Genomic DNA, 19,701 nt, shown 5'->3' on the forward strand with positions numbered 1-19,701 from the left:
AAATAAAAAATTACCCATACCAGTTAGGGTATTATAACCTAATGCTTGTGAAACTAGAGAGAAATTTCAAGTGAAAAGCTAGCAAATATACTCTAAGCCTTTCTAGAATAAATAAAAAATTGATAAAAATCAGCTAATTACCTGCAAAGAAGAGATCAATTCCATCAATAATACCCCTAGCCTCGTACATTTCATTTTACTTCACATAAGACGGGTCCAAATTTTAGTATTTGACCAAACAAATGAATCCGCCCTTTTCCCATCGACAAAGCTCGAAAAATGAATTTTATTTCTGCTTCTCAATCATATCCATTACTAATTTTTCAGCTGCATTTTTATATAAATTACTCATATTAACAAAAGAAGTAATTAAGAGCAATTGTTCGATATATTCTTTACTTTCATCATCAATCTGATCAATTTCCTTCTTTACATTTTCACTAGATTGTTGAAGTTCAGTTTTAAACTTTTCGTGGTTTAGTTCATTTAAATGTAAAAAACTTGAATAAATATCATCAATATTTATTTCGTTGTTTTCAAGGATTCTTTGATTTAATCCATTTATAGTTTCTTTTATATCATTAATCGAAAGTGTACCTTTTAAATGATAAATTAGACTGATTAAAATTATATGATTCTTTGTGTATTTCTTATTTTTTATTGGGAATAGCAATTTAGCTTTAGCATAATTATTAATCATTGTTTTTGTCATTACTTTTTCATTAGAATTCGGTTTCGCAAATTTATTATCAAATAGTTGAATTACTTGATCCATATAAAGATCAAGATTAGGAATATCATCTAATAATATTTTTTTATCTAAATCTATTTGTTCAATTAATTGATTTATCTTTTTCATTTTTCGTCCTCTTTTTATGTAATATACGGTTTAATTTTATCATAAAAAAATTGTTCTTTAAACACTTGACTATATAATGTCGTTGATGATAACTTTATATGTAGTTATCAAAACTACATAACATAGTTGGAGGAGATATACATGGGGAACTTTATGCGTGAACCTATTAATTCCATGACACATTTAATCGGTGCTGTATTATCACTATTTGGGTTACTAGCGATGATTTTAAAGTCAACTTTTTCTGGTGGAAGTGTTTTACAAACATCTGCGGTTATTGCATTCGGTGTAAGTATGATTCTTCTTTACTCAGCTTCAACGACCTATCATATGGCAAAAGCGAGCGATAAAATAATCGCTTTCTTAAGACGGATGGATCATTCAATGATCTTTGTCTTAATTGCAGGTACATATACTCCTTTTTGTATCATTAGTCTAAAAGGTACATTGGGATGGATCATTTTTTCAATTGTATCTTTCATTGCATTTTCTGGCGTTTTGTTTAAGTTGATTTGGTTTAGTTGTCCAAGATGGTTATCAACAGCCCTTTATATCGCTTTAGGATGGGTCATTATTCTTGCTTCGGCACCTTTATCTGATGCGATTAGTATGAAAGGAATGTTCGCGCTAATCTTAGGTGGAATTTTCTATACGGTTGGTGGTGTGATTTACGGAATTAAGCCTAAATTTTTATCTTTTAAAAATTGGGGATTTCATGAAATTTTTCATATTTTCATTATGCTTGGAACACTTTGTCACTTCTTCTGCGTTTATTACTTTGTAATCTAATAAACAAAAAACCATCCAATGGATGGTTTTTTGTTATTTTAAGATACCTGTTCCAACAATTTTCACTTCAACTTTTGGTTTAATTGTAATTTTAGCATAGTCTTTGTTCCAATCCAGTTTTTTCCACACGTCTGGATGAAATGAAATTAACTGTCTACCAATTCCGAATGCATCGCAATTTGATTCTTGAACTGTTTTAATAATTTTTTCAGCTTTTTTTGTTAATTCCATTGATATTTTTTTGTTTAACATATCTATTAATTTTTTGGAATCTAATTCATCATGTGCGTACTCAAGTGTATCAACATCCAGTTTTAGATTTAAATTTACGGTTATTTTATTTTCTTTTGATACTTTAATTTCCATTTTTGGCTTATTTTTTTTCACTTGAATCGTTATATACCGTTCCCTAATATCTTTTTCTTTCGGACTAACTTCTACATTAAATCTTGCATACTTCTTCATTTGATCTTTAAATAAAAGTAACATAGTAGGTTCATCACCTAAAAGATTATACCCTGTATATTTGTGATTGTTAAATAATGCTACCCCAGAAATATCAATCAATTTATCATCATCTTTTTCAATTAGCGGTAAAAAAATATCTTCACCTGGGTCGAACATAATTGTACAAATCGTTTGGACATTTCCAATAGGAATCATCGTATGGCTTTCTGCGTTAGTTATTAGATCCAAAATTTCTTCACTTACAAGGGTTTCCTCTACTTTGCTTAATTTTAAAACATCTACCGCTCGGCCCTTAGTAATAATAACTTTTGCCCCTAATGAACTTCTTGGGTCTCTATATATAATATCGAATATAGGATAAATATCCTGTTTAGACAATTCATCTCCAAGTAATAAAACCCTTGTTTTATTAGTAGCATAATCTCCCGCTACTTTTCGAGTAATTTTTATTCTTGCATCACTTGTTGTTTTTCCAGTAGTAGTAATAATGACATTTGTTGTTTTAACTTGTGAAGGATCACTTCCACCTTGACTATTTGTTTTAATGACTGCAGTTACTAGCATATTATTATCCTCTGCTAAGTCAAATCCAGCACTATAAACAAGCCTAGACTCCTTTAGTAATCTTTGATCCCAACAACTAGTTAAAGGCAAAATACAAATTAAAGAGATCAATACCATTTTATATTTCATATGAATTACCGAGTTCTTTCTTTTTTCTAATAAGCGAAACAATTAATAAAATTAAAGGTAATACAAAGATAAAAACATAACTTGTAAAAGAAAGAATTGTCCCAAATTTCATTATAAATTCTTCACTATTTGGTAAAAAAGTACAGATAATCGCCATGAAAATCCCTATAAAAATAGTTGTTTTACTATGGCTTTTAAACTTTAAGAGTTTGCTGATTCCGAAACTAGTTAAATATAAGTAGGTCACAAATGAAGTTAAGATTGGTACAACCCAAATAGATAGAAAGACAAGGTCTAATCTTTCAATCACTTCATATGATAATGATTTTAGTAAATATAAGATTGGCTCAGGTATGATTTCAATTTCTGCTTTGCTAAAACTCATATAACTTGTAATTAAAAAAAATGTATATAAAAGGCTAACAAAACTAATTGCGATCGTTCCAGCTTTTAATATTTTATTTGGCTTTCCTTTTACATACGGAAATAATACTAAAATAAATTCAAATCCCATCATGGAGATTAGCGCATCGTGAGCTCCAAGAAGAATGTTTTTAACCTCCGCTTGTCCGACTGGAAATAAATATCGATAATTTACATTATTGTAAGAACAAAATTCAAAGAATATCAAAAATAATATTAAAATACAGACGAATACAAAAAATCGTCCAATTACTTTCAAATTTTCTTTCGCTAAATAAATTCCTGTACCAACGATAAAAATAACTAATACATAAGGCGGCGTAAATGTTAAAATCCATTTTTTAAGAGTCGAAATTGTAAGCATTACAACATATATCGAGACCATAAAGAAAAATAAAATATAAAGATACGAAATAACGATTCCTATATATTTCCCTACAATTTTCGATGAATATTCATAAATCGTTTCTTTCGGAAATCTCGAACCAAGCAACCACATGATGAGTAAGAGTAAAAACACCCCGATACCAGCAAGTAATGTAGAAATCCATCCATCATGACCTGCATGTTTATGGACTACATATGGTAGTGAAAGTAATCCAACACCGATTTGAGCTTGAATGATGACGAATGTGAATTGAGTTATTGAAAGCATCTTTTCATTTTTCATCATTTTCCCATCCTCTAGAATTATTTTCTCGTTTAAAATTCTTTGGTAAAGGTGCAAACGGTCGTTTTTTCATTTTCCATGATGGCGCACGAACAACTGTATCTTTTAGGTCTGATTTTCTAAATGGAGCAAATGGCGCAAAATATGGTGACCCAAACGATTCAAGTTTACATAGATGGATTAGGATAAAACTGAGTCCAAAAACAATTCCTATTAATCCAATTAACGATGCTGCAAACATTAGTGGAAATCCAAGCAATCGGACAGAGGTTCCCATTTCATTGTCCGGTACAACAAATGATGCAATTGCAGTAAGTGAAATAACGACAATCATCGTATTTGAAACTAAATTTGCCTGTACAACAGCAGTTCCAATAACTAAACCTCCTACAACACCTATTGTTTGTGCAATTGGATTAGGTAACCGTATTGCTGATTCTCTAAGCAATTCTAACGTTATTTGCATTCCTAGAGCTTCAATTAACGGTGGGTATGGAACGTTTTCTAATGAACTTTTTACATTAAATACTAGATCTATTGGAATAATTTCAAAGTGAAAAGAAACTAATGCAATATATAAAGCAGGCAATGATATAGAAATTAAAAAACTAACCAATCTTAAAATACGTGCAAATGAAGCGACCATCCATCGGCTATTGTAATCATCTGGTGATTGATAAAAAGTGAAAAATGTAATTGGTAAAACAAGTGCTGAAGGGCTACCATCTGTTAAAATAGCAACCTTTCCTTCCATTAAGTTTCCAGCTATTCGGTCAGATCGCTCAGTTGTTAATACTTGCGGAAAAGGTGAATAAGGGTCATCTTCTATGAATTCCTCAAGATTACCTGGTGAATGGACATAATCAACATTTATATAAGAAAGTCTTCTATGGACTTCCTTAACTAACTCCTCATTTGCAATCGTATCAATATATATAACTGCTAATCGCGTGTCAGATTCTACCCCTAATGATAAAGTTTTTACAACAAGATTAGGATTACTAATTCTTCGTCTTATTTGATTAATATTTGTCAGTATACATTCTACTAATCCGTCATGGGAGCCCCTGATCGTTTGCTCACTACTAGGTTCTTGAATAGATCTATTTTGATAGGAAGTAGTTTCTAAAATAACTACATTTTTTTCAAATTCTGTGAAAATGAGCGTGTTTCCTTTTACAATACTGAGAATACATTCATCAAATGAATCCGAACTTTTAACATCATTAATTGCTACTGTATTCGGAATCGTATCCTTTGGATTATTAATAATTTGTTGAATAATTTGGACTTCAAGAGCTTCCCTACCTACAATTGTACTTATATAGACAACTACAATCTTTTTATGATGAAACATTAAATGTCTGATTGTTAAATCACTTGTATTTATTAATGATTTTTTTACATTTTCTACATTCTGATCCAAATTTCCACTAATTTCGATGATTGAACCTCGATTATTTTGGTTATGTTTATTAGAACGCATTATGCATTTCACCTAATTTCCAAACTCATACAATAAATTAGATTTATTTTGTGTTAAATTAAGGTTATTATTCACTTGTAAATTCCAGTATTTGTAAAAATGTTAAAATTTGAATAAAAAAGGCGATCCTATAAGTCAAAATAATGACTTTAAGGTCGCCTTTTTATTGTACTTAATTATTCATTTACTCTTTTTTTCCAAATTCCAAGCATGATCGCTGTGATGATAGAGCCAATTAAGATAGCTAGTAAATACAATATTGGTTTATTTACTAACGGAATCACAAATGCTCCACCATGTGGGGCAGGTAATGTAATACCAAATGCCATTGCAAGTCCACCTGCGATTGAAGAACCTACAACAGAACTGACAATTACCCTTACTGGGTCTGCCGCAGCGAATGGTATCGCTCCTTCTGTTATAAAAGAAATCCCCATAATATAGTTTGTAATACCTGATTTACGTTCCATTTCAGTAAACTTCGATTTGAAAAGTGTAGTAGCTAAAGCAATACCTAATGGAGGTACCATACCACCTGCCATTACAGCAGCATGTGGTGCAAAATTATTTGCTGCAATTGCAGCTATACCAAATGTGAATGCAGCTTTATTTATAGGTCCACCCATATCGACTGCCATCATTCCACCAAGAATTAATCCTAACAATACAGCGTTTCCACCATTTAAACTACTTAACCAATGAGTTAAAGCTGAATTTAAATAAGTTACAGGAGGATTAACAACTAATTCCATTAAAACACCAGTAATTAATAATCCAAATACTGGATATAATAGAACCGGTTTAATCCCTTCTAATGATTTTGGTAACTTAGAAAATACTTTCTTTAGTCCTAGTACAACATAACCAGCTAAGAAACCTGCAATTAAACCACCTAAGAATCCCGCGCCAGCACTTGAAGCTAAAAATCCACCAACTACCCCTGGTACAAATCCAGGTCGATCGGCAATCGAACTTGCAATAAAACCAGCTAATATTGGTACTAAATAACTAAAAGCACCAGTTCCTCCAATTTTCATTAACAATTCAGCAACAGGACCTTTTGTATGAATTCCTCCAAAAGCAAATGCTAACGCAATTAGAATACCTCCACCTACTACAAAAGGTAACATATTACTTACACCATTCATTAAGTGCTTGTAAATCCCCAAACCTTGATTAGTTGAAGAACTTCCTCCACCATTATGATTAGCCTGAAAAATTGGTGCATCTTGTTTAACAGCTCTTTCAAGTAATTCCTTTGACTTACGAATTCCATCTGCTACTGGTACTTGGATGACATGTTTTCCATCAAAGCGATTTACTTCAACTTGTTTATCCGCTGCTACGATAATAGCTGCTGCTCTATTAATCTCGTCTTTTGTTAATTCATTTTTTATCCCTGTTGATCCATTCGTTTCAACTTTTAAATCAATATTTAATTCTTTTGCTTTTGCCTTTAAAGCATCTGCCGCCATATAAGTGTGAGCAATACCTGTTGGACATGCAGTAACTGCAAGGACTAGTGGACGTGAAGAATCTTCTATAACTGTTTCTTCTTTTTCATCATTTAACGATTTTTCTTTTTGATCGATTAATTGAATAATTTCATTTGCATCCTTTGCACTTAATAAAGAGCCGCGAAATTCTTCATCCATTAATAGTGAAGATAATCTAGATAATGTTTCTAAATGTGCATTATTTGCACCTTCACTAGCTGCAATCATAAAAAATAAATGAGCCGGTTGACCATCAAGTGATTCATAATCAATCCCATCTTTTGATCGACCAAATGCAATGGCAGGAGTCTTGACCGCAGCAGTTTTAGCATGTGGAATTGCAATACCTTCTCCAATTCCTGTTGTACTTTGACCTTCACGTGTTAAAATCGCTTCTTTAAACTGTTGTTGATCGTTTAATTTCCCGGCTTGATCTAAAACTTGTATTAATTCATCAATTACTGACATTTTTGATGATGAATTCAAATCAATGAGAACTGTATCTATTTTTAATAATTCTGTGATTCTCATATTTCGCCCCCCTAATCTTTTTCAATCTTTACTTGATTAAGTAATTCTTCAATTTTCTCTCTTTTTGTTAAATCCTCTGAAAAAGCGGTAGCACTACCTGATGCTACACCCACTTTAAATGCAGTTTCAATATTATTTGTTTTTACATAAGTACCAACAAAACCAGCCACAAGTGAATCACCTGCACCGACTGAATTAATTACTTCTCCCTTTGGAACATTTGATATATAAACAGAAGACTCTGTAATAAGAATCGCTCCATCACCTGCAAACGAAATCCCTACATTTTGAGCACCCATATCAACTAATTTTTTACCGAACGGGATTGCTTGTTCAATTGAAGTAATTTTGACATCAAATAAATCACCTAATTCATGATGATTTGGCTTAATAAAAAATGGACGATGTTTAACCACATCTAAAAGTACTTTTCCACTTGCATCTACAATGATATGAATTCCATTTTCTTGTCCCCACAAAGTCAATTGTTCATATAAATCAGACGGTAATGTATTAGGGATATTACCAGCTAATACAACATAATCACCTTTTTTAATTTGTTTTAGTTTATAAAAAAATTGATCTAGTTTTTCTTCGGAAATTGCAGGGCCTTGTCCGTTAATTTCCGTTTCTAGTTGAGATTTTAATTTTATGTTAATTCTAGAATCGCCTTCTACTTGAACAAAGTCAGATGTAACGCTTTCATTTTCCAAGACATTTTTAATAAAATCTCCTGTAAATCCTCCAACGAAACCAAGTGCTATGCTTTCCACATCTAATCTTTTCAAAACTCTAGAAACATTAATTCCTTTACCACCAGGAAATTTATTTTCCCTTTTCATTCGATTAATTTTTCCTAACCCTAGATCCTCTACTTCAACGATGTAATCAATTGAAGGATTAAGTGTTACTGTATAAATCATGATTTCACTACCTTTATCAAAGATGTTTTTTCCTCTAATTGTTTGGCTAGAGCATCATCTATTTCGTCCGTTAAAATAATCGCTTCTTCAATTTCACCAATCTTCGCAAAACTTGTTTCACCAAATTTACTGTAATCAGCTATTATAAATACTTTCTCTGAAATAGAGATTGCTGTTTTCTTTACAAACGCCTCTTCAGGATCTGGCGTAGTATAGCCAAATTGAGGATGGATACCATTCGCCCCAATAAAACATTTATCAAACCGATAATTTTTTAGACTTTCAGAAGCCATACTCCCAATCAATGCTTTTGTATGCCCTTTCATTTTTCCACCTATAAGATATGCGGTCACTTCATTTTCAAAAAGAGCTTCAACATGCATTAATCCATTCGTAACGACTGTTACATCTAATCCCTTTAATAAAGGAATCATTTCGAATGTAGTACTACCAGCATCTAAATATATACAATCGCCTTCATTAATTTGAGTTACTGCAAGCCCGGCAATTAATTTTTTACTTTGAACGTTTTTGGATGTTTTTTCAGTCATACTTAATTCAGTGGCTTTACTATTGATTGAAGCCGCTCCACCATGAACTCTTTTTAAGAGATTAAGAGACTCAAGCTCAACTAAATCACGACGTATTGTAGACTCGGAAGTATTTGTCGCCTCTACGATATCCCTTAATTTCACAATACCCATTCTTTTTATCATCTCTATAATGAATTGTTGTCTTTCCGGAGTTAACATAGAATTCATCCTTTCATAAAACCAAGTATAAGACACGAAAAATAAAAAATCAATCATTTTCTTCCAAAAACGTTCAATAACAATCTGATTCATTCAATTTCAATCAAAACCGTTCAAATTTGTAAAAATTTTCGAGCTACATTAAACTAAAAATAAGAATTTAAAATTGTTTTTTATATTATTCCTTATGATTACTCATAATATTTATCTAAATAAGTAATACTCAAATTTTAGATTCATAGAGTCTGGTAAAGAATTTTGGTTTACAATTATTAAAATAGAAATGGGGAACATCTTTTGAAGGAAAATATCCAAATTCGTGAAGAACTTATTGAAGTTATTGATCATTTAACAGATGAACAGTTAAATAAGAAGGTAAATAATGAAAAATGGTCCATAATGCAAGTTCTTGAACATTTGTACCTAATGGAATCTAAATTAGTAAAACTAATGACACGTACATTTAATGAAGTACCTAGTGAAGTTATTCAAGATAAGCCAATTCACTTAGCGACTGATCGAACTAAAAAAATAACCTCTCCACCTCATTTTGAACCAACTGATCAATTCATTACTAAAAAAGAAATGACTGAGAAATTAAACCAATCAAGAAGATCACTACATGATTTTGTTGAACTAACCAAAGATCATACATTAGTTGATAAAGGCATGCCACATCCGATTTTTGGACAAATCAATTTAAAACAATGGATTCCTTTTATAGGTGTTCATGAAAAACGTCATATTGAGCAAATTAGAGAATTAAAAAACGAATTATAGTGGAAATCAACATCACTCTCCTCCTTTTACGAAAATTTAATAATAAATGAACAATTTTGTTTTTCAACAACGTGAAAAAGAGCTTACAACGCGTAAGCTCTTTTTTATATTGAAGAAATTGCCTCTAATTCTTTTTTGTAAAGACTAAGTATTTGATCTTTATGTACTTCTAACTGATTAGACACTTGAGAGATTGAATAGCCGATAAATAATGGAGATACAACAAATCTTGGAATAATTTTACAAATAATTTTCCCCTTCCATTTATAAAAGAATAAATTATAGCTGTGAAGTCCTTTATAAAAATGGTTAAGCAAATAATGGGTAACCGTTTGTAAGTAGACGGCCATTTGTGGAATAAATTTCTGATCATCAATAAGAATATTGAATTCTCTAAATCCCATAATTGGATGAGTAGAAATGTTTAATTCATATCCATTATCCGACGAAATGGTAATCCCCTCGAAATACACATCTGTTACCTTTTTGTTGTAATCAATATTTTTCAAACCAACAATTTGCATATGCGGATGACTTAGTGTTCCTCCTGATAATGGGCCATGATTTTTATATAAAATAACAGATTTGTATTCTCCTGTCGATTCCATTTTATCCCATTTATCAATTGCAAAGGCTAATAATTCTGTCAAATGTGTTAAAGAATATTTCGAAGGATCACCTTCACAATCGTCGCTTTCAATAATAACAGTTTGAAAAGTATCTTCTAACGTTGGAAATTTATTCTTCAAATAAATAATCGAGCCAGATGTATCGATTATATCCGTTAAGTTTTCACGATCACAGAATGGGCATTTAACTTCTTTATTTTTAATACTATCAGGTTTTTTAACGCCTATATCCATTTTAAATTGTAAGACCTCATTTTGAATATCCATCACGGTTTCCCCTTTGAATAAATTGTAAAAATTTTTCTAAATTAATTAAGCTAAAAATTTCTCCTCTTTGAAAATACATTCATTTTTTAGTTAATATATTAGTGTATTTTTCTTACCTAAAAATTGCCGTCACATTTCAGAAATTTAGCGATATGTACTTTCTATTACTTAAAATAATAATAAACGAAACGATGGATTATCAATTAAAACGCTCATTAATAACCATTAATTTTTAGATTTAACAATTTACTTAAATTAAATTCTATTTTAACCCAAAAATACTTGAAGTTAATTTATATTTATCTATACCAAAATCTCATGTTAAATTGAATTAAATTAATTTTAGTGTTTAAAATAGTATCTTTTTCAACTAATTTTCAAATACTAACAACGATATTCAATTGAATATCAAAGATATCCTAAATTATCTTAGAGGTGAATCAAACATGACATTAAAAAATCATTTAGATCCTCATTCTCAGAAATTTTACCACAATTGGACTAGACCTAAACATGCAAAATCACAAGTCAATGGACATACTATGGAGTCTCAAAACACGATTATTTTAAGAAGCAACGCTAAGGCACATAGATGGTAAAAAAGGATAATTAAGGAGCAGGAAGACATTTAGATGTCTTCCTTTCTTTTAACAAATAAAAACTAGCCACGACAATTGCCACGGCTAGTAAAACAATCATTATTTATTTGTTCCATGTTGTTTAGTCGGTAATTTTTCGTTTGGTGTTCCATTACCTTGGTGTTCTTTATTTTTTTGGTCTTTTCTTTGTTTTTCATGTAATTTTTCGACAAATTCATGTGTATCTTCCATTTTTTAATCCTCCTTCGTAAAGAATCTAAATGTTACTTTAACCAATCAGGTAGGAAAAAATTCATATTAGTATGATATAGAAGTAGAAGTTACATAAGAATGTTTATCAAAAATAAAACAGACCTTACAATCAAGATTGCTTGAGCAATTCCAAATAAGAATCCTGTTATGAACCGTAAGAAATTATTACTTTCTCTCCATTTCCACTTCTGTGTAAACCCATCAATTAATAACGGAGTCATTAAAATAGGAATGTACCACCAAAATATAAATGATGAGATCATAAATAGAAATGGAAGAAGCAAATAACCCAGAAGTATGGCAGTACATCTTGCACAAAGTGGAAAAGTATAAGAGCCTATATGTAATGACCTTTCTTGCTTACGATGACATGGAATCCAACTTAAAATCAAAATGTATCCTCCTATTAACTTGGACAATCTGGGCTACAATCACAATCAGGTGCACAATCTGGTGTGCAATCAGGCATGTGATGATGACAATCAGGGATGTCACAATCTGGTATAAAACCAAAATCACCGCAATCACACCAATCGAATCCCCTATTCTGTCTTCTCCGCTCATAGTAAATAATTATAATAATTCCAAAAACGATACTTGCACTAATCAATATGAGTCCTTTTACTAAAAAACTCTTTATAATTAAAACAATTCCTAGAATAAGAAGTATGAATAAACCACTGATTAAGAAAAAGACCAACTTTACCACTCTTTCTTAAAAATAATGAAAGACTAACCTGATGTTAGTCTCAGACTGCCCGCCAAACGCTCGCTTTCTTCGTTGCTTCGCCTGTTTGCGGTGCTCATTACCGTCTAAGGTAACTCCGCGCCTCGAAGGACAAGCGCTTGCAATCAGTCTGATAATCAAATTTTTTAAACTTTTGTATTCACTGAGATTAAACAGATGTTAGTCTTGTGCTTAGTCACAAACATAAAAATTATTAATAATCCAATAATCTCACTTAAAAATAAGTCTATTTTGAACGTTGAGTTGCTGCACCAATTAAAATAAAAATGGCTGATAGAATATGCATAATCATACCTAATATCGGAATCCATGCAAGACAAGAAGTTACGATCCCAAAAATATTTCCACTAGCTGAGACACCAGCCTTTTTCGCTAACACGAGTGTAATAATGTGGAGGATTAAAGCTATAAATAATGGCGTATAACCAAAACCAATAACAATCGAACCACCTAAAAAAGGTATCCCGAGTAAGGCTTCAAAACCACCCGAAATCCATTTCATATTTTTTACGTTAGATCCCATAAAATCCCCTTCTCAACAAAAAAATGTTAATTTTTTCTAATAAATACTATTGTATTCGATAAATTCTTTTACGGATAGTTTTTATTATAAATTCCATTTAAATTCAGTCTAAAGAATGAGAATTTTAGATCGTGTAAAAATTAAAAAGCAAGAGACAAAAACTCTCTCTTACTTTTTTATCAATTATATTGTTGCAAAAAAGTCCTAATCGAATTTGCAATTGATTGTACATCTTTAAGTTGATCATTTTTAAAGCTAAGAGATGTTTTCTTTTCATCTAATCCGAATGACTCCTGTAGTAAACCTGTTAAACCACGATATGAACCAGCTTTATCTACTGCTACCATCATAAACAGTCCATCTTTATTCGGTTCGATCATACATTCAATTTCATCAAATCGCCATTCTCTTTTAGAGCTTGGAACAAACTCCCACTCTTGATAGAATCGACCATTTTGAGCCTCCACCTCGACCTGACGTAAACGGAAGCCAAGAATATTAAATGCTTCTACAAAGTTTGCTAATTCTTCATGTGCATGAACTTTTAAGAAATCAGTATCTGTTGGGTCTAAACTTAAATCAATATCTAAATCAGTCTCAATCCAAACTTGGCCATGTCTTATAGTAATCGGTGTGTAAAATGGCAATTGGAACGAAAAAGGAATTACTTTTTCTTCATTCGCTTCAATTTTCATCTTTCCGGATACACGCTCTTCATGTAATTGAATTTTAACGTTTACCTCATCTTCTCCACTTTTCTTTTTAGCATAAGATTTTAACTTAAGCCCAATATGATTAATTTCTTGTGCAACTGAACCACCTTTAACTTCAACTACACCTTCAACATTTTTTCCTGGATATAAATCTTTAGTATGAATAATTGCATCTACCGAAGCTGCTCCAATTCCTAGTCTAGCTAGTACTTTTTTAAACATCAGATCCCCTCCAAAAAATTACTACATTTCCATTATATAGTGGATTATCAGTCTTGAATAATCCAAATTTAATAATTATTCCCTTCTATACATTATAAATAAAAGAAATAAATATGTAACTTATGAAAGTAGAATTAGTAGACAAGTTATTAATAGGATAAGCATATTTTATAATATGAAATTAATTTTGGAGGTGTCTTATGCACTTTATTTTTATTAAGAAAAAATGGTTATTAATTTGCTTTCTCCTTGTAGTGATTGGATTAAGTGGTTGGTATTACTTAACACCAAATTCAGTTCAAACTGCAGTAGAGCAGCAGCAAGTAAAAACAGTAGACATCGATATGATTACAGCCGAATTCAGTACAAAGCTAGATGATGGAACGGAAATTGAAGCTTATAGATGGGATCCAGGTACCATCGTTATTGAAAAAAACCAAAAAGTAAATTTAAAAATTCATGGAATAAACGGAAAAGAACATAGTTTCCATATCGAAGGAACAAATATCACGGGTGTAGTTGTTAAAGGTAAAACGACTGAAGTACCATTATTCTTTAAAAAAGAAGGTACATACCGATTAATTTGTGATACTCATTCTCATGACGGGGCACCAATGATTGGTTATATTGTTGTAGACTAATTAATTATTTACTAACAGAAGCAGTTATACCAATCTTGCTTAATTGGACAACGAATTGTATTTCAAAAAAAAGATAGTAAAAAATAGTCTAGTTTACTAAATTTACTATCTTTTTCTTATTCTTCTTTATTTAATTGATACTCTACGTTCATTTTTACCCTTTTTTAAAGTAATTTGTTTACTCCAAGTACCTTCCATTGGGAGTTCCAAGCTCACTTCATATAAACCTGTATTTATTTTCTTCATACTCGCTTCAACATGATGATTCATACTTTTCATTTCCATTTTCAAATTAATCGAATCTACATCTACTTCTTTTCCATTTAAATCTACTAAATTTACTCGATACACATGTGTATGGTTTTTATTTGTTAATTTTTTTTCGTTAATTGATAAATGAATATGATCTAAAAAAGGGTTCGATTTAACTTCAGCCTTTTTACCACAGCCAGAACAAACTAGTAAAATACATAACATAATAATGAATATGTAAAAGAATTTCTTCATTAACATCACTCCTATTTAGTTAAAATCCTCTTCCTTACTTTATTTAAAAATGTTAATTAAATTTGTGAAAAATATGTGAAAGCATAATTAAAAATAAAATTATTCTTATCTCAATCATACAATTAAGCTTTTTCAACATATAATTGAACGTTATAACTCAAACAACTAAGGATCCTACATAGGGAGGAGTTTAACTTAATGTTCTTAGAATGGGCTAGCATTGTATTAACTGTACTACTTTCATCATATGTCATCATAATCGCAAATAGAAAAAAAGAAAAACTTTCTTGTACATCCGGAAAAATGATTAGTATGACGAATTCAATGATGACAAGTGTCACCATAGGTACAATCTTTGGTATTTTATTTCGGAATACAGATTTGACGATCCCTACAATTATTTCAATGACTGCAGGCATATTAATAGGATACTTAACAGGTAAACCTTTATCATTAATGGCTGTATTAGAAGGTATAACTGCGGGAATTATGGGTGGAATGATGGGAGCAATGCTTGGCATTATGCTACAGGAAACTTATTTAAACATATTAATCTATTTTATAGACGTTGTTTTTGTATTAGTTACAATCCTATTAATTAAAGTGATTGATCAAGAAGTTAGCAAATTTAATAAAAATGAAAAATCTTTCCAATCAATTTGATTATAAAAATAGCCTACCTATTTTAAATTAGGTAGGCTATCATATTTTAGTAAAAACATTAAATACGATCCAAATGAGCTATATCGCAAAGTAATTGAAAATCAAACTCTTTTTCTTCACTATAATTAATAATTGTTAAACTTGTTCCATGGACATAAGGTAGATCCCATAATTTTTCAATTGGTGCTTGTTTTAATTGAGCTACAATTGTTGCCAATACAACTGCATGTGTAACAATTAATATATTTCCTTCTTCATTTGATTTTAAAATGTTTTGAATTACATTGCCAACTCTTTCTCTTAAGTCGAGTAAACTCTCGCCCTGATGTCGACTATGGTCGTATAAATGTGGTGTTTTCCAAAGCGATTCAAATTCACTTTCAAAACACTCATTAATTTCTTTTTTCGTTTTACCCAACTTTAGTCCTCCAACTTTAATAAATTATTCCTTAACTTGTTTTTCTTCTCTTCGTTCATATAAAATACCTGCGATTAAGGCAAGTAAAACATTTGTTATTAACAATGGGCTAAATTCAGAACCACAAACTAATGATAAAAAAAAGGCAATAATAACGAAAAGGACTGGCAAATTCATTTTGTATTCTCCTTAAATGAAAAGTTAATTTATTTTAGACATATTTAAGACTATTTTATATTAAAAATATTTTACCATGAATTAACCATTTTCTAACAATTCAAAAAAAAAAAAAAAACGATTCATTTGAATCGCTTTGTAGTGATTATTGGTTGATTATTTCTAAATTTCTTGTTTTACTTCAAATCGATTATCAATTCTACTTGCCCCCAGGCATTTCTATTATATCTGAACGATTCTCGTTTTGAACAATTAAGACTACTCCGTTATCTTTTATAATAACCTACTCACCCTAAACATTGTGTTTAGGAAGTTCATATGTTCCAATTGGTGAAGTTGAAGTAAGAAATTCTTGATGACTTTCTATAAATAATTCACCTAATTGAGCCCTTTTCTCTTTTGCTTTTAGATGAAGCTCAGATTCCCTTATCATAATTTCAATCTGCTCATACTGTTCGATACTTTCATATTGCCAAATCGCTTCAATTTTATCATTCGATTCGTTTACCCACCTGCCAATCAATTTAGCGCCATGCTTAATTTGATTGGGATATAAATAAAGATGAAAAAAATCATTAAAATGTTTCAATTTATCTGGATTTATTTTATAAGACTTCTTTCTATAGATCATTTTTATTTGCCACTCCATAAAGTGAATTTAGACAAGCGTTTTTTTAGTAAATTGATTTACTTCCTTAAAAAAAAGTTCCTTCTCTTCTAAAAATGGATAATGATTACTTTCATATAAAATGACTAATTTTGAATTTGCAATTCCTTCAGCCATTTCTTCTGAATTTTCGATTGGGCATTGTACATCATGTTTGCCACATATGATTAAAGTTGAGCAGCTTATTAATGCTAACTTTTTTGTTACATCGTAAATTTGGAATTCTCTATTAAAATAATTTAGTCGAATTGCTGACATTTTTTTAGAGATTGGTAAATTAAAATATTCATGATATCTCTCAGGCTTATGTAAAGATAGCTTTGTCCGCTCAATTGATAGAGCTTCTCTTTCTTCATTAGACAATTCGCTACTTTTTAGTCTTTCAATTAATTCTTGCATGTTATTAAATTGCGGATGAGCCCGGTTATAAATACAGTTTTTTGAAAATGTTGCATAGTCTCTTGCTGCAGCCCCAACAATAATATTATGATTTAAAGAATTTGAAAAATAGATCCCATAAATGATTCCAAGCATTCCACCGGTAGAATGTCCAGCAAAATTCCAGGATGAATAACCTAATGATTTCCTAATTTCTTCTAAATCAAAAATTGTTTCTAACATACTCAATTCATAAGGAAAATGTGCTTTTTCAGAATTACCCGTTTCTCTTAAATTTATTAAAAATACTTTAAATAAATTAGTAAATGAATTGGCAAAATAATCTCCAGTATCATTAAACTCAGAGTAATTATGTGTGACACATAAAGGTTCTCCCTCACCTTTGTAAAATACTTCAAATGTACCTCGTTTCGTATTAATTAGTCTTCGTTCCCATTTCTTCATTGAGTAAAAACCCCTAATTCTTTTTGACATACCCTACTATTTCTTGAAAATAGGTACAAATTCCAATTGTTTTAAAAATTGTTCACAAATTTTTCAAAATTTATAATACGTAAAATTCAGTTATCTCTGAACATTGTAATACCAAACTGCTTCTTCTCCAAAGTAGTCACCAGTCGGATTAAATCCGTATAGCTTATATAAATTCATAGCTAATTTATTATCTTTATGAACTGTTAAGCGAATCTCATTGCATTGCTGAAATTTATTCACAATCCATTTTATCATTTCAGCAAATGCTAATTTACCATAACCTTTACCTTGAAACTGTTTACCAATTAAAAACCCATTTATCCAATAACTATTTGTTGTATGTTTTTCATAAGCATGCATAATAAATCCGACCATTTTCTGATCATCATAAATTGCAAATGGGATATATTCCACATTTTCGCCATCTGGTTTTATATATACTTTTGCAATGGATACTGCAACTGAAGGAACAAAATTCAATTGTTCTCTATCTACTTCAAGTTTTAAAGCTTCTTCCCAATTTTCTCTTGTTACGATTTCTAAATGAATAGTCATCGATAGCCTCCCTTTAAACTTAAAATTTTAATCCCTAATATCATATCACTTTTTTGGTTGAATTCAGAAATTTCCGAATTTACGGTAAATGAAATTTTTTAAAAAGGCGAATATTTTTTAGTCTTTAGGTAATAACAACCTTGAAAAGCAATTTTTATATGTACTACCTAATTTTTAATTAGCTAGAACATTTAATAAATATGAAAGGAATCTATTATGAAAAAAATTGTTATTATTCTCTCTATCTTATTTGCATTTGCATTTGGTTCATTAGCTGGCATTGGTTTTAGTAAAGCTGAATTTGCAAGAAGCACACAAGAACATATTGTTATGTCTACTAATTGGTTTCAATCCTCTGCGGAAAACAAGGCTTTGCAAATTCAAATTTATAATCAGGCAAAAGAAGAGCTTGCTGAAACAATGGTTAAAAAGAAAGCGAGTGATAAATTAAATAAAAAAGCGAAACCAGCCGCAGTTGTTTTAGACATTGATGAGACAATCCTTGATAATTCCCCTGATACTGCTTGGTCCATTAAAAATAATACTTCCTACCCACAAGGCTGGGATGAATGGATCCATATGGCAAAAGCTGATTTAATTCCAGGTGCAAAAGATTTCTTGCTCGCAGCGAAAAAAATGAATGTAGATGTTTTTTATCTTACAAATCGTCCTGAAAAAACACGAGATGATACAATTAAAAATTTGAATTTACATGGATTACCGAATGTTGACTCAAAACATTTATTTTTGAAAACAGATACAGCTCAAAAAGGACCGAGACAAGCAGAGATTGCAAAAACTCATGAAATTGTTATGTTAGTAGGCGATAATTCAAACGATTTATCAGATATTTTTTATAAAGCGGATTTGAAAACTCGAAAAGATAATGTCGATAAAATTGCAAAAGACCTAGGTATAAAGTATATCCAATTACCAAATCCGATGTATGGGGACTGGGAAGATGCGATCTATCGTTATAAAATGTCAAAAACTGCAGATGAAAAAGCAGTCGATCGATATAAGGCTTTACAACCAATGAAATAGATTGCTTATTAAGGTTAGATGAGTTAGTTTTAACTTATCTAACCTTTTTTCTTTATTAAACATTCAACAATTGATTGGATAATTACTATTTTCATATGATTAAATTATATCATTTCTTGTTTTATTCAACTCAATATCCCCCTTATTATCAAAACTAAAGGTTTTCAACACATGAAATTCGACAACCCGCCAAATTACCACAATTAAAGTGCTCTAAAACTAATTTTCAAAATTTTCTTTAAACCTAGGTCTGATAAGCTTTGATTTAAGCAGGAAAATGACAACACAATGAGGAATTTATTCTTAAAACGATTTTTTTGTCTAAAGGTGTTG

The 19,701-nt window shown here is 30.6% G+C and carries 24 protein-coding genes and 1 pseudogene; 6 read left to right on the forward strand and 19 right to left on the reverse strand.

The features are described 5' to 3' along the window. Positions 1-286 precede the first annotated feature (286 nt). Entirely contained in the window at positions 287-859 is a 573-nt protein-coding gene (locus COI44_RS00275) for a DUF1836 domain-containing protein (protein WP_098426146.1), read from the reverse strand. Between the two features lie 141 nt (positions 860-1,000). Here COI44_RS00275 and trhA point away from each other — a divergent pair, with 141 nt between their 5' ends. Continuing rightward, positions 1,001-1,648, forward strand: a complete 648-nt coding sequence (gene trhA / locus COI44_RS00280) for a PAQR family membrane homeostasis protein TrhA (protein ID WP_098426147.1) — start codon at positions 1,001-1,003, stop codon at positions 1,646-1,648. 33 nt (positions 1,649-1,681) lie between these two features. On the opposite strand, the gene COI44_RS00285 is transcribed toward trhA, so the two are convergent. The 6 genes from COI44_RS00285 to COI44_RS00310 form a co-directional block, all read right to left on the reverse strand. Next, entirely contained in the window at positions 1,682-2,809 is a 1,128-nt protein-coding gene (locus tag COI44_RS00285) for a Ger(x)C family spore germination protein (RefSeq protein ID WP_098426148.1), read from the reverse strand. Next, complete coding sequence (locus tag COI44_RS00290; protein WP_179886950.1) at positions 2,799-3,902, reverse strand: GerAB/ArcD/ProY family transporter; 1,104 nt, start codon at positions 3,900-3,902, stop codon at positions 2,799-2,801. The genes COI44_RS00285 and COI44_RS00290 overlap by 11 nt, the downstream gene beginning before the upstream one ends. Beyond that, positions 3,892-5,388, reverse strand: coding sequence for a spore germination protein (locus tag COI44_RS00295; RefSeq protein ID WP_098426150.1), 1,497 nt, complete (start codon positions 5,386-5,388; stop codon positions 3,892-3,894). Before COI44_RS00295 ends, COI44_RS00290 begins: the two co-directional genes overlap by 11 nt. A gap of 176 nt (positions 5,389-5,564) precedes the next feature. After that, positions 5,565-7,415: a PTS fructose transporter subunit IIABC gene (locus COI44_RS00300; protein WP_098426151.1), complete on the reverse strand. Its 1,851-nt coding sequence runs from the start codon at positions 7,413-7,415 to the stop codon at positions 5,565-5,567. Between the two features lie 11 nt (positions 7,416-7,426). Then, a complete protein-coding gene (pfkB, locus tag COI44_RS00305) occupies positions 7,427-8,338 on the reverse strand; it encodes a 1-phosphofructokinase (protein ID WP_098426152.1) in 912 nt (303 codons plus the stop codon). After that, the gene (locus COI44_RS00310; RefSeq protein WP_286163677.1) at positions 8,335-9,090 is read right to left on the reverse strand and encodes a DeoR/GlpR family DNA-binding transcription regulator; all 756 of its coding nucleotides are present in this window, start codon (positions 9,088-9,090) and stop codon (positions 8,335-8,337) included. Before COI44_RS00310 ends, pfkB begins: the two co-directional genes overlap by 4 nt. A gap of 294 nt (positions 9,091-9,384) precedes the next feature. Here COI44_RS00310 and COI44_RS00315 point away from each other — a divergent pair. After that, positions 9,385-9,870, forward strand: a pseudogene (locus COI44_RS00315) (DinB family protein); the annotation flags it as partial. 104 nt (positions 9,871-9,974) lie between these two features. On the opposite strand, the gene COI44_RS00320 reads toward COI44_RS00315, so the two are convergent. Next, complete coding sequence (locus tag COI44_RS00320) at positions 9,975-10,760, reverse strand: DUF4931 domain-containing protein (protein WP_483295448.1); 786 nt, start codon at positions 10,758-10,760, stop codon at positions 9,975-9,977. Positions 10,761-11,212: 452 nt separating this feature from the next. Between COI44_RS00320 and COI44_RS00325 the strand changes: the two genes are divergently transcribed. Next, positions 11,213-11,365 (forward strand): YpzG family protein, encoded by a 153-nt coding sequence (locus COI44_RS00325; protein ID WP_069032114.1) that lies wholly within the window; start codon positions 11,213-11,215, stop codon positions 11,363-11,365. Positions 11,366-11,464: 99 nt separating this feature from the next. Here the strand turns inward: COI44_RS00325 and COI44_RS00330 are convergent, their stop codons facing one another. From COI44_RS00330 to COI44_RS00350, 5 genes are all read right to left on the reverse strand, one after another. Further along, on the reverse strand, positions 11,465-11,596 hold the full coding sequence (locus COI44_RS00330; RefSeq protein WP_056466015.1) for a DUF4023 domain-containing protein: 132 nt from the start codon (positions 11,594-11,596) through the stop codon (positions 11,465-11,467). A gap of 89 nt (positions 11,597-11,685) precedes the next feature. Continuing rightward, the gene (locus tag COI44_RS00335; protein ID WP_483295445.1) at positions 11,686-12,009 is read right to left on the reverse strand and encodes a DUF2085 domain-containing protein; all 324 of its coding nucleotides are present in this window, start codon (positions 12,007-12,009) and stop codon (positions 11,686-11,688) included. Positions 12,010-12,023: 14 nt separating this feature from the next. Further along, entirely contained in the window at positions 12,024-12,227 is a 204-nt protein-coding gene (locus tag COI44_RS00340) for a hypothetical protein (RefSeq protein ID WP_142329202.1), read from the reverse strand. Positions 12,228-12,591: 364 nt separating this feature from the next. Then, positions 12,592-12,888, reverse strand: coding sequence for a hypothetical protein (locus COI44_RS00345; RefSeq protein ID WP_098426157.1), 297 nt, complete (start codon positions 12,886-12,888; stop codon positions 12,592-12,594). A 179-nt stretch (positions 12,889-13,067) separates the two neighbouring features. Continuing rightward, positions 13,068-13,823 (reverse strand): sporulation protein, encoded by a 756-nt coding sequence (locus COI44_RS00350; protein WP_098426158.1) that lies wholly within the window; start codon positions 13,821-13,823, stop codon positions 13,068-13,070. A 200-nt stretch (positions 13,824-14,023) separates the two neighbouring features. On the opposite strand from COI44_RS00350, the gene COI44_RS00355 reads away from it, so the two are divergent. Continuing rightward, positions 14,024-14,464: a cupredoxin domain-containing protein gene (locus COI44_RS00355; protein ID WP_098426159.1), complete on the forward strand. Its 441-nt coding sequence runs from the start codon at positions 14,024-14,026 to the stop codon at positions 14,462-14,464. 126 nt (positions 14,465-14,590) lie between these two features. Here the strand turns inward: COI44_RS00355 and COI44_RS00360 are convergent, their stop codons facing one another. Continuing rightward, complete coding sequence (locus COI44_RS00360) at positions 14,591-14,971, reverse strand: FixH family protein (RefSeq protein ID WP_179886952.1); 381 nt, start codon at positions 14,969-14,971, stop codon at positions 14,591-14,593. A gap of 198 nt (positions 14,972-15,169) precedes the next feature. On the opposite strand from COI44_RS00360, the gene COI44_RS00365 reads away from it, so the two are divergent. Next, positions 15,170-15,634, forward strand: a complete 465-nt coding sequence (locus tag COI44_RS00365; RefSeq protein ID WP_098426161.1) for a hypothetical protein — start codon at positions 15,170-15,172, stop codon at positions 15,632-15,634. A 58-nt stretch (positions 15,635-15,692) separates the two neighbouring features. Here the strand turns inward: COI44_RS00365 and COI44_RS00370 are convergent, their stop codons facing one another. From COI44_RS00370 to COI44_RS00385, 5 genes are all read right to left on the reverse strand, one after another. Continuing rightward, positions 15,693-16,052, reverse strand: a complete 360-nt coding sequence (locus tag COI44_RS00370; RefSeq protein WP_179886953.1) for a histidine phosphatase family protein — start codon at positions 16,050-16,052, stop codon at positions 15,693-15,695. 24 nt (positions 16,053-16,076) lie between these two features. Beyond that, complete coding sequence (locus COI44_RS23970; protein WP_179886954.1) at positions 16,077-16,229, reverse strand: hypothetical protein; 153 nt, start codon at positions 16,227-16,229, stop codon at positions 16,077-16,079. A 292-nt stretch (positions 16,230-16,521) separates the two neighbouring features. Continuing rightward, the gene (locus COI44_RS00375; protein ID WP_179886956.1) at positions 16,522-16,860 is read right to left on the reverse strand and encodes an NIPSNAP family protein; all 339 of its coding nucleotides are present in this window, start codon (positions 16,858-16,860) and stop codon (positions 16,522-16,524) included. Positions 16,861-16,887: 27 nt separating this feature from the next. Beyond that, the gene (locus tag COI44_RS00380; RefSeq protein ID WP_098426164.1) at positions 16,888-17,739 is read right to left on the reverse strand and encodes an alpha/beta fold hydrolase; all 852 of its coding nucleotides are present in this window, start codon (positions 17,737-17,739) and stop codon (positions 16,888-16,890) included. Positions 17,740-17,859: 120 nt separating this feature from the next. Beyond that, positions 17,860-18,324 carry a GNAT family N-acetyltransferase gene (locus COI44_RS00385; protein WP_098426165.1) on the reverse strand — a complete coding sequence of 155 codons (465 nt, stop codon included), beginning with the start codon at positions 18,322-18,324 and terminating at the stop codon, positions 17,860-17,862. A gap of 216 nt (positions 18,325-18,540) precedes the next feature. Between COI44_RS00385 and COI44_RS00390 the strand changes: the two genes are divergently transcribed. Beyond that, positions 18,541-19,368, forward strand: a complete 828-nt coding sequence (locus COI44_RS00390; protein ID WP_098426166.1) for a 5'-nucleotidase, lipoprotein e(P4) family — start codon at positions 18,541-18,543, stop codon at positions 19,366-19,368. Positions 19,369-19,701 lie beyond the last annotated feature (333 nt).

Source organism: Bacillus sp. AFS088145, from assembly GCF_002564465.1.
In the GTDB taxonomy this organism is placed as follows: Bacteria; Bacillota; Bacilli; order Bacillales; family Bacillaceae_G; genus Gottfriedia.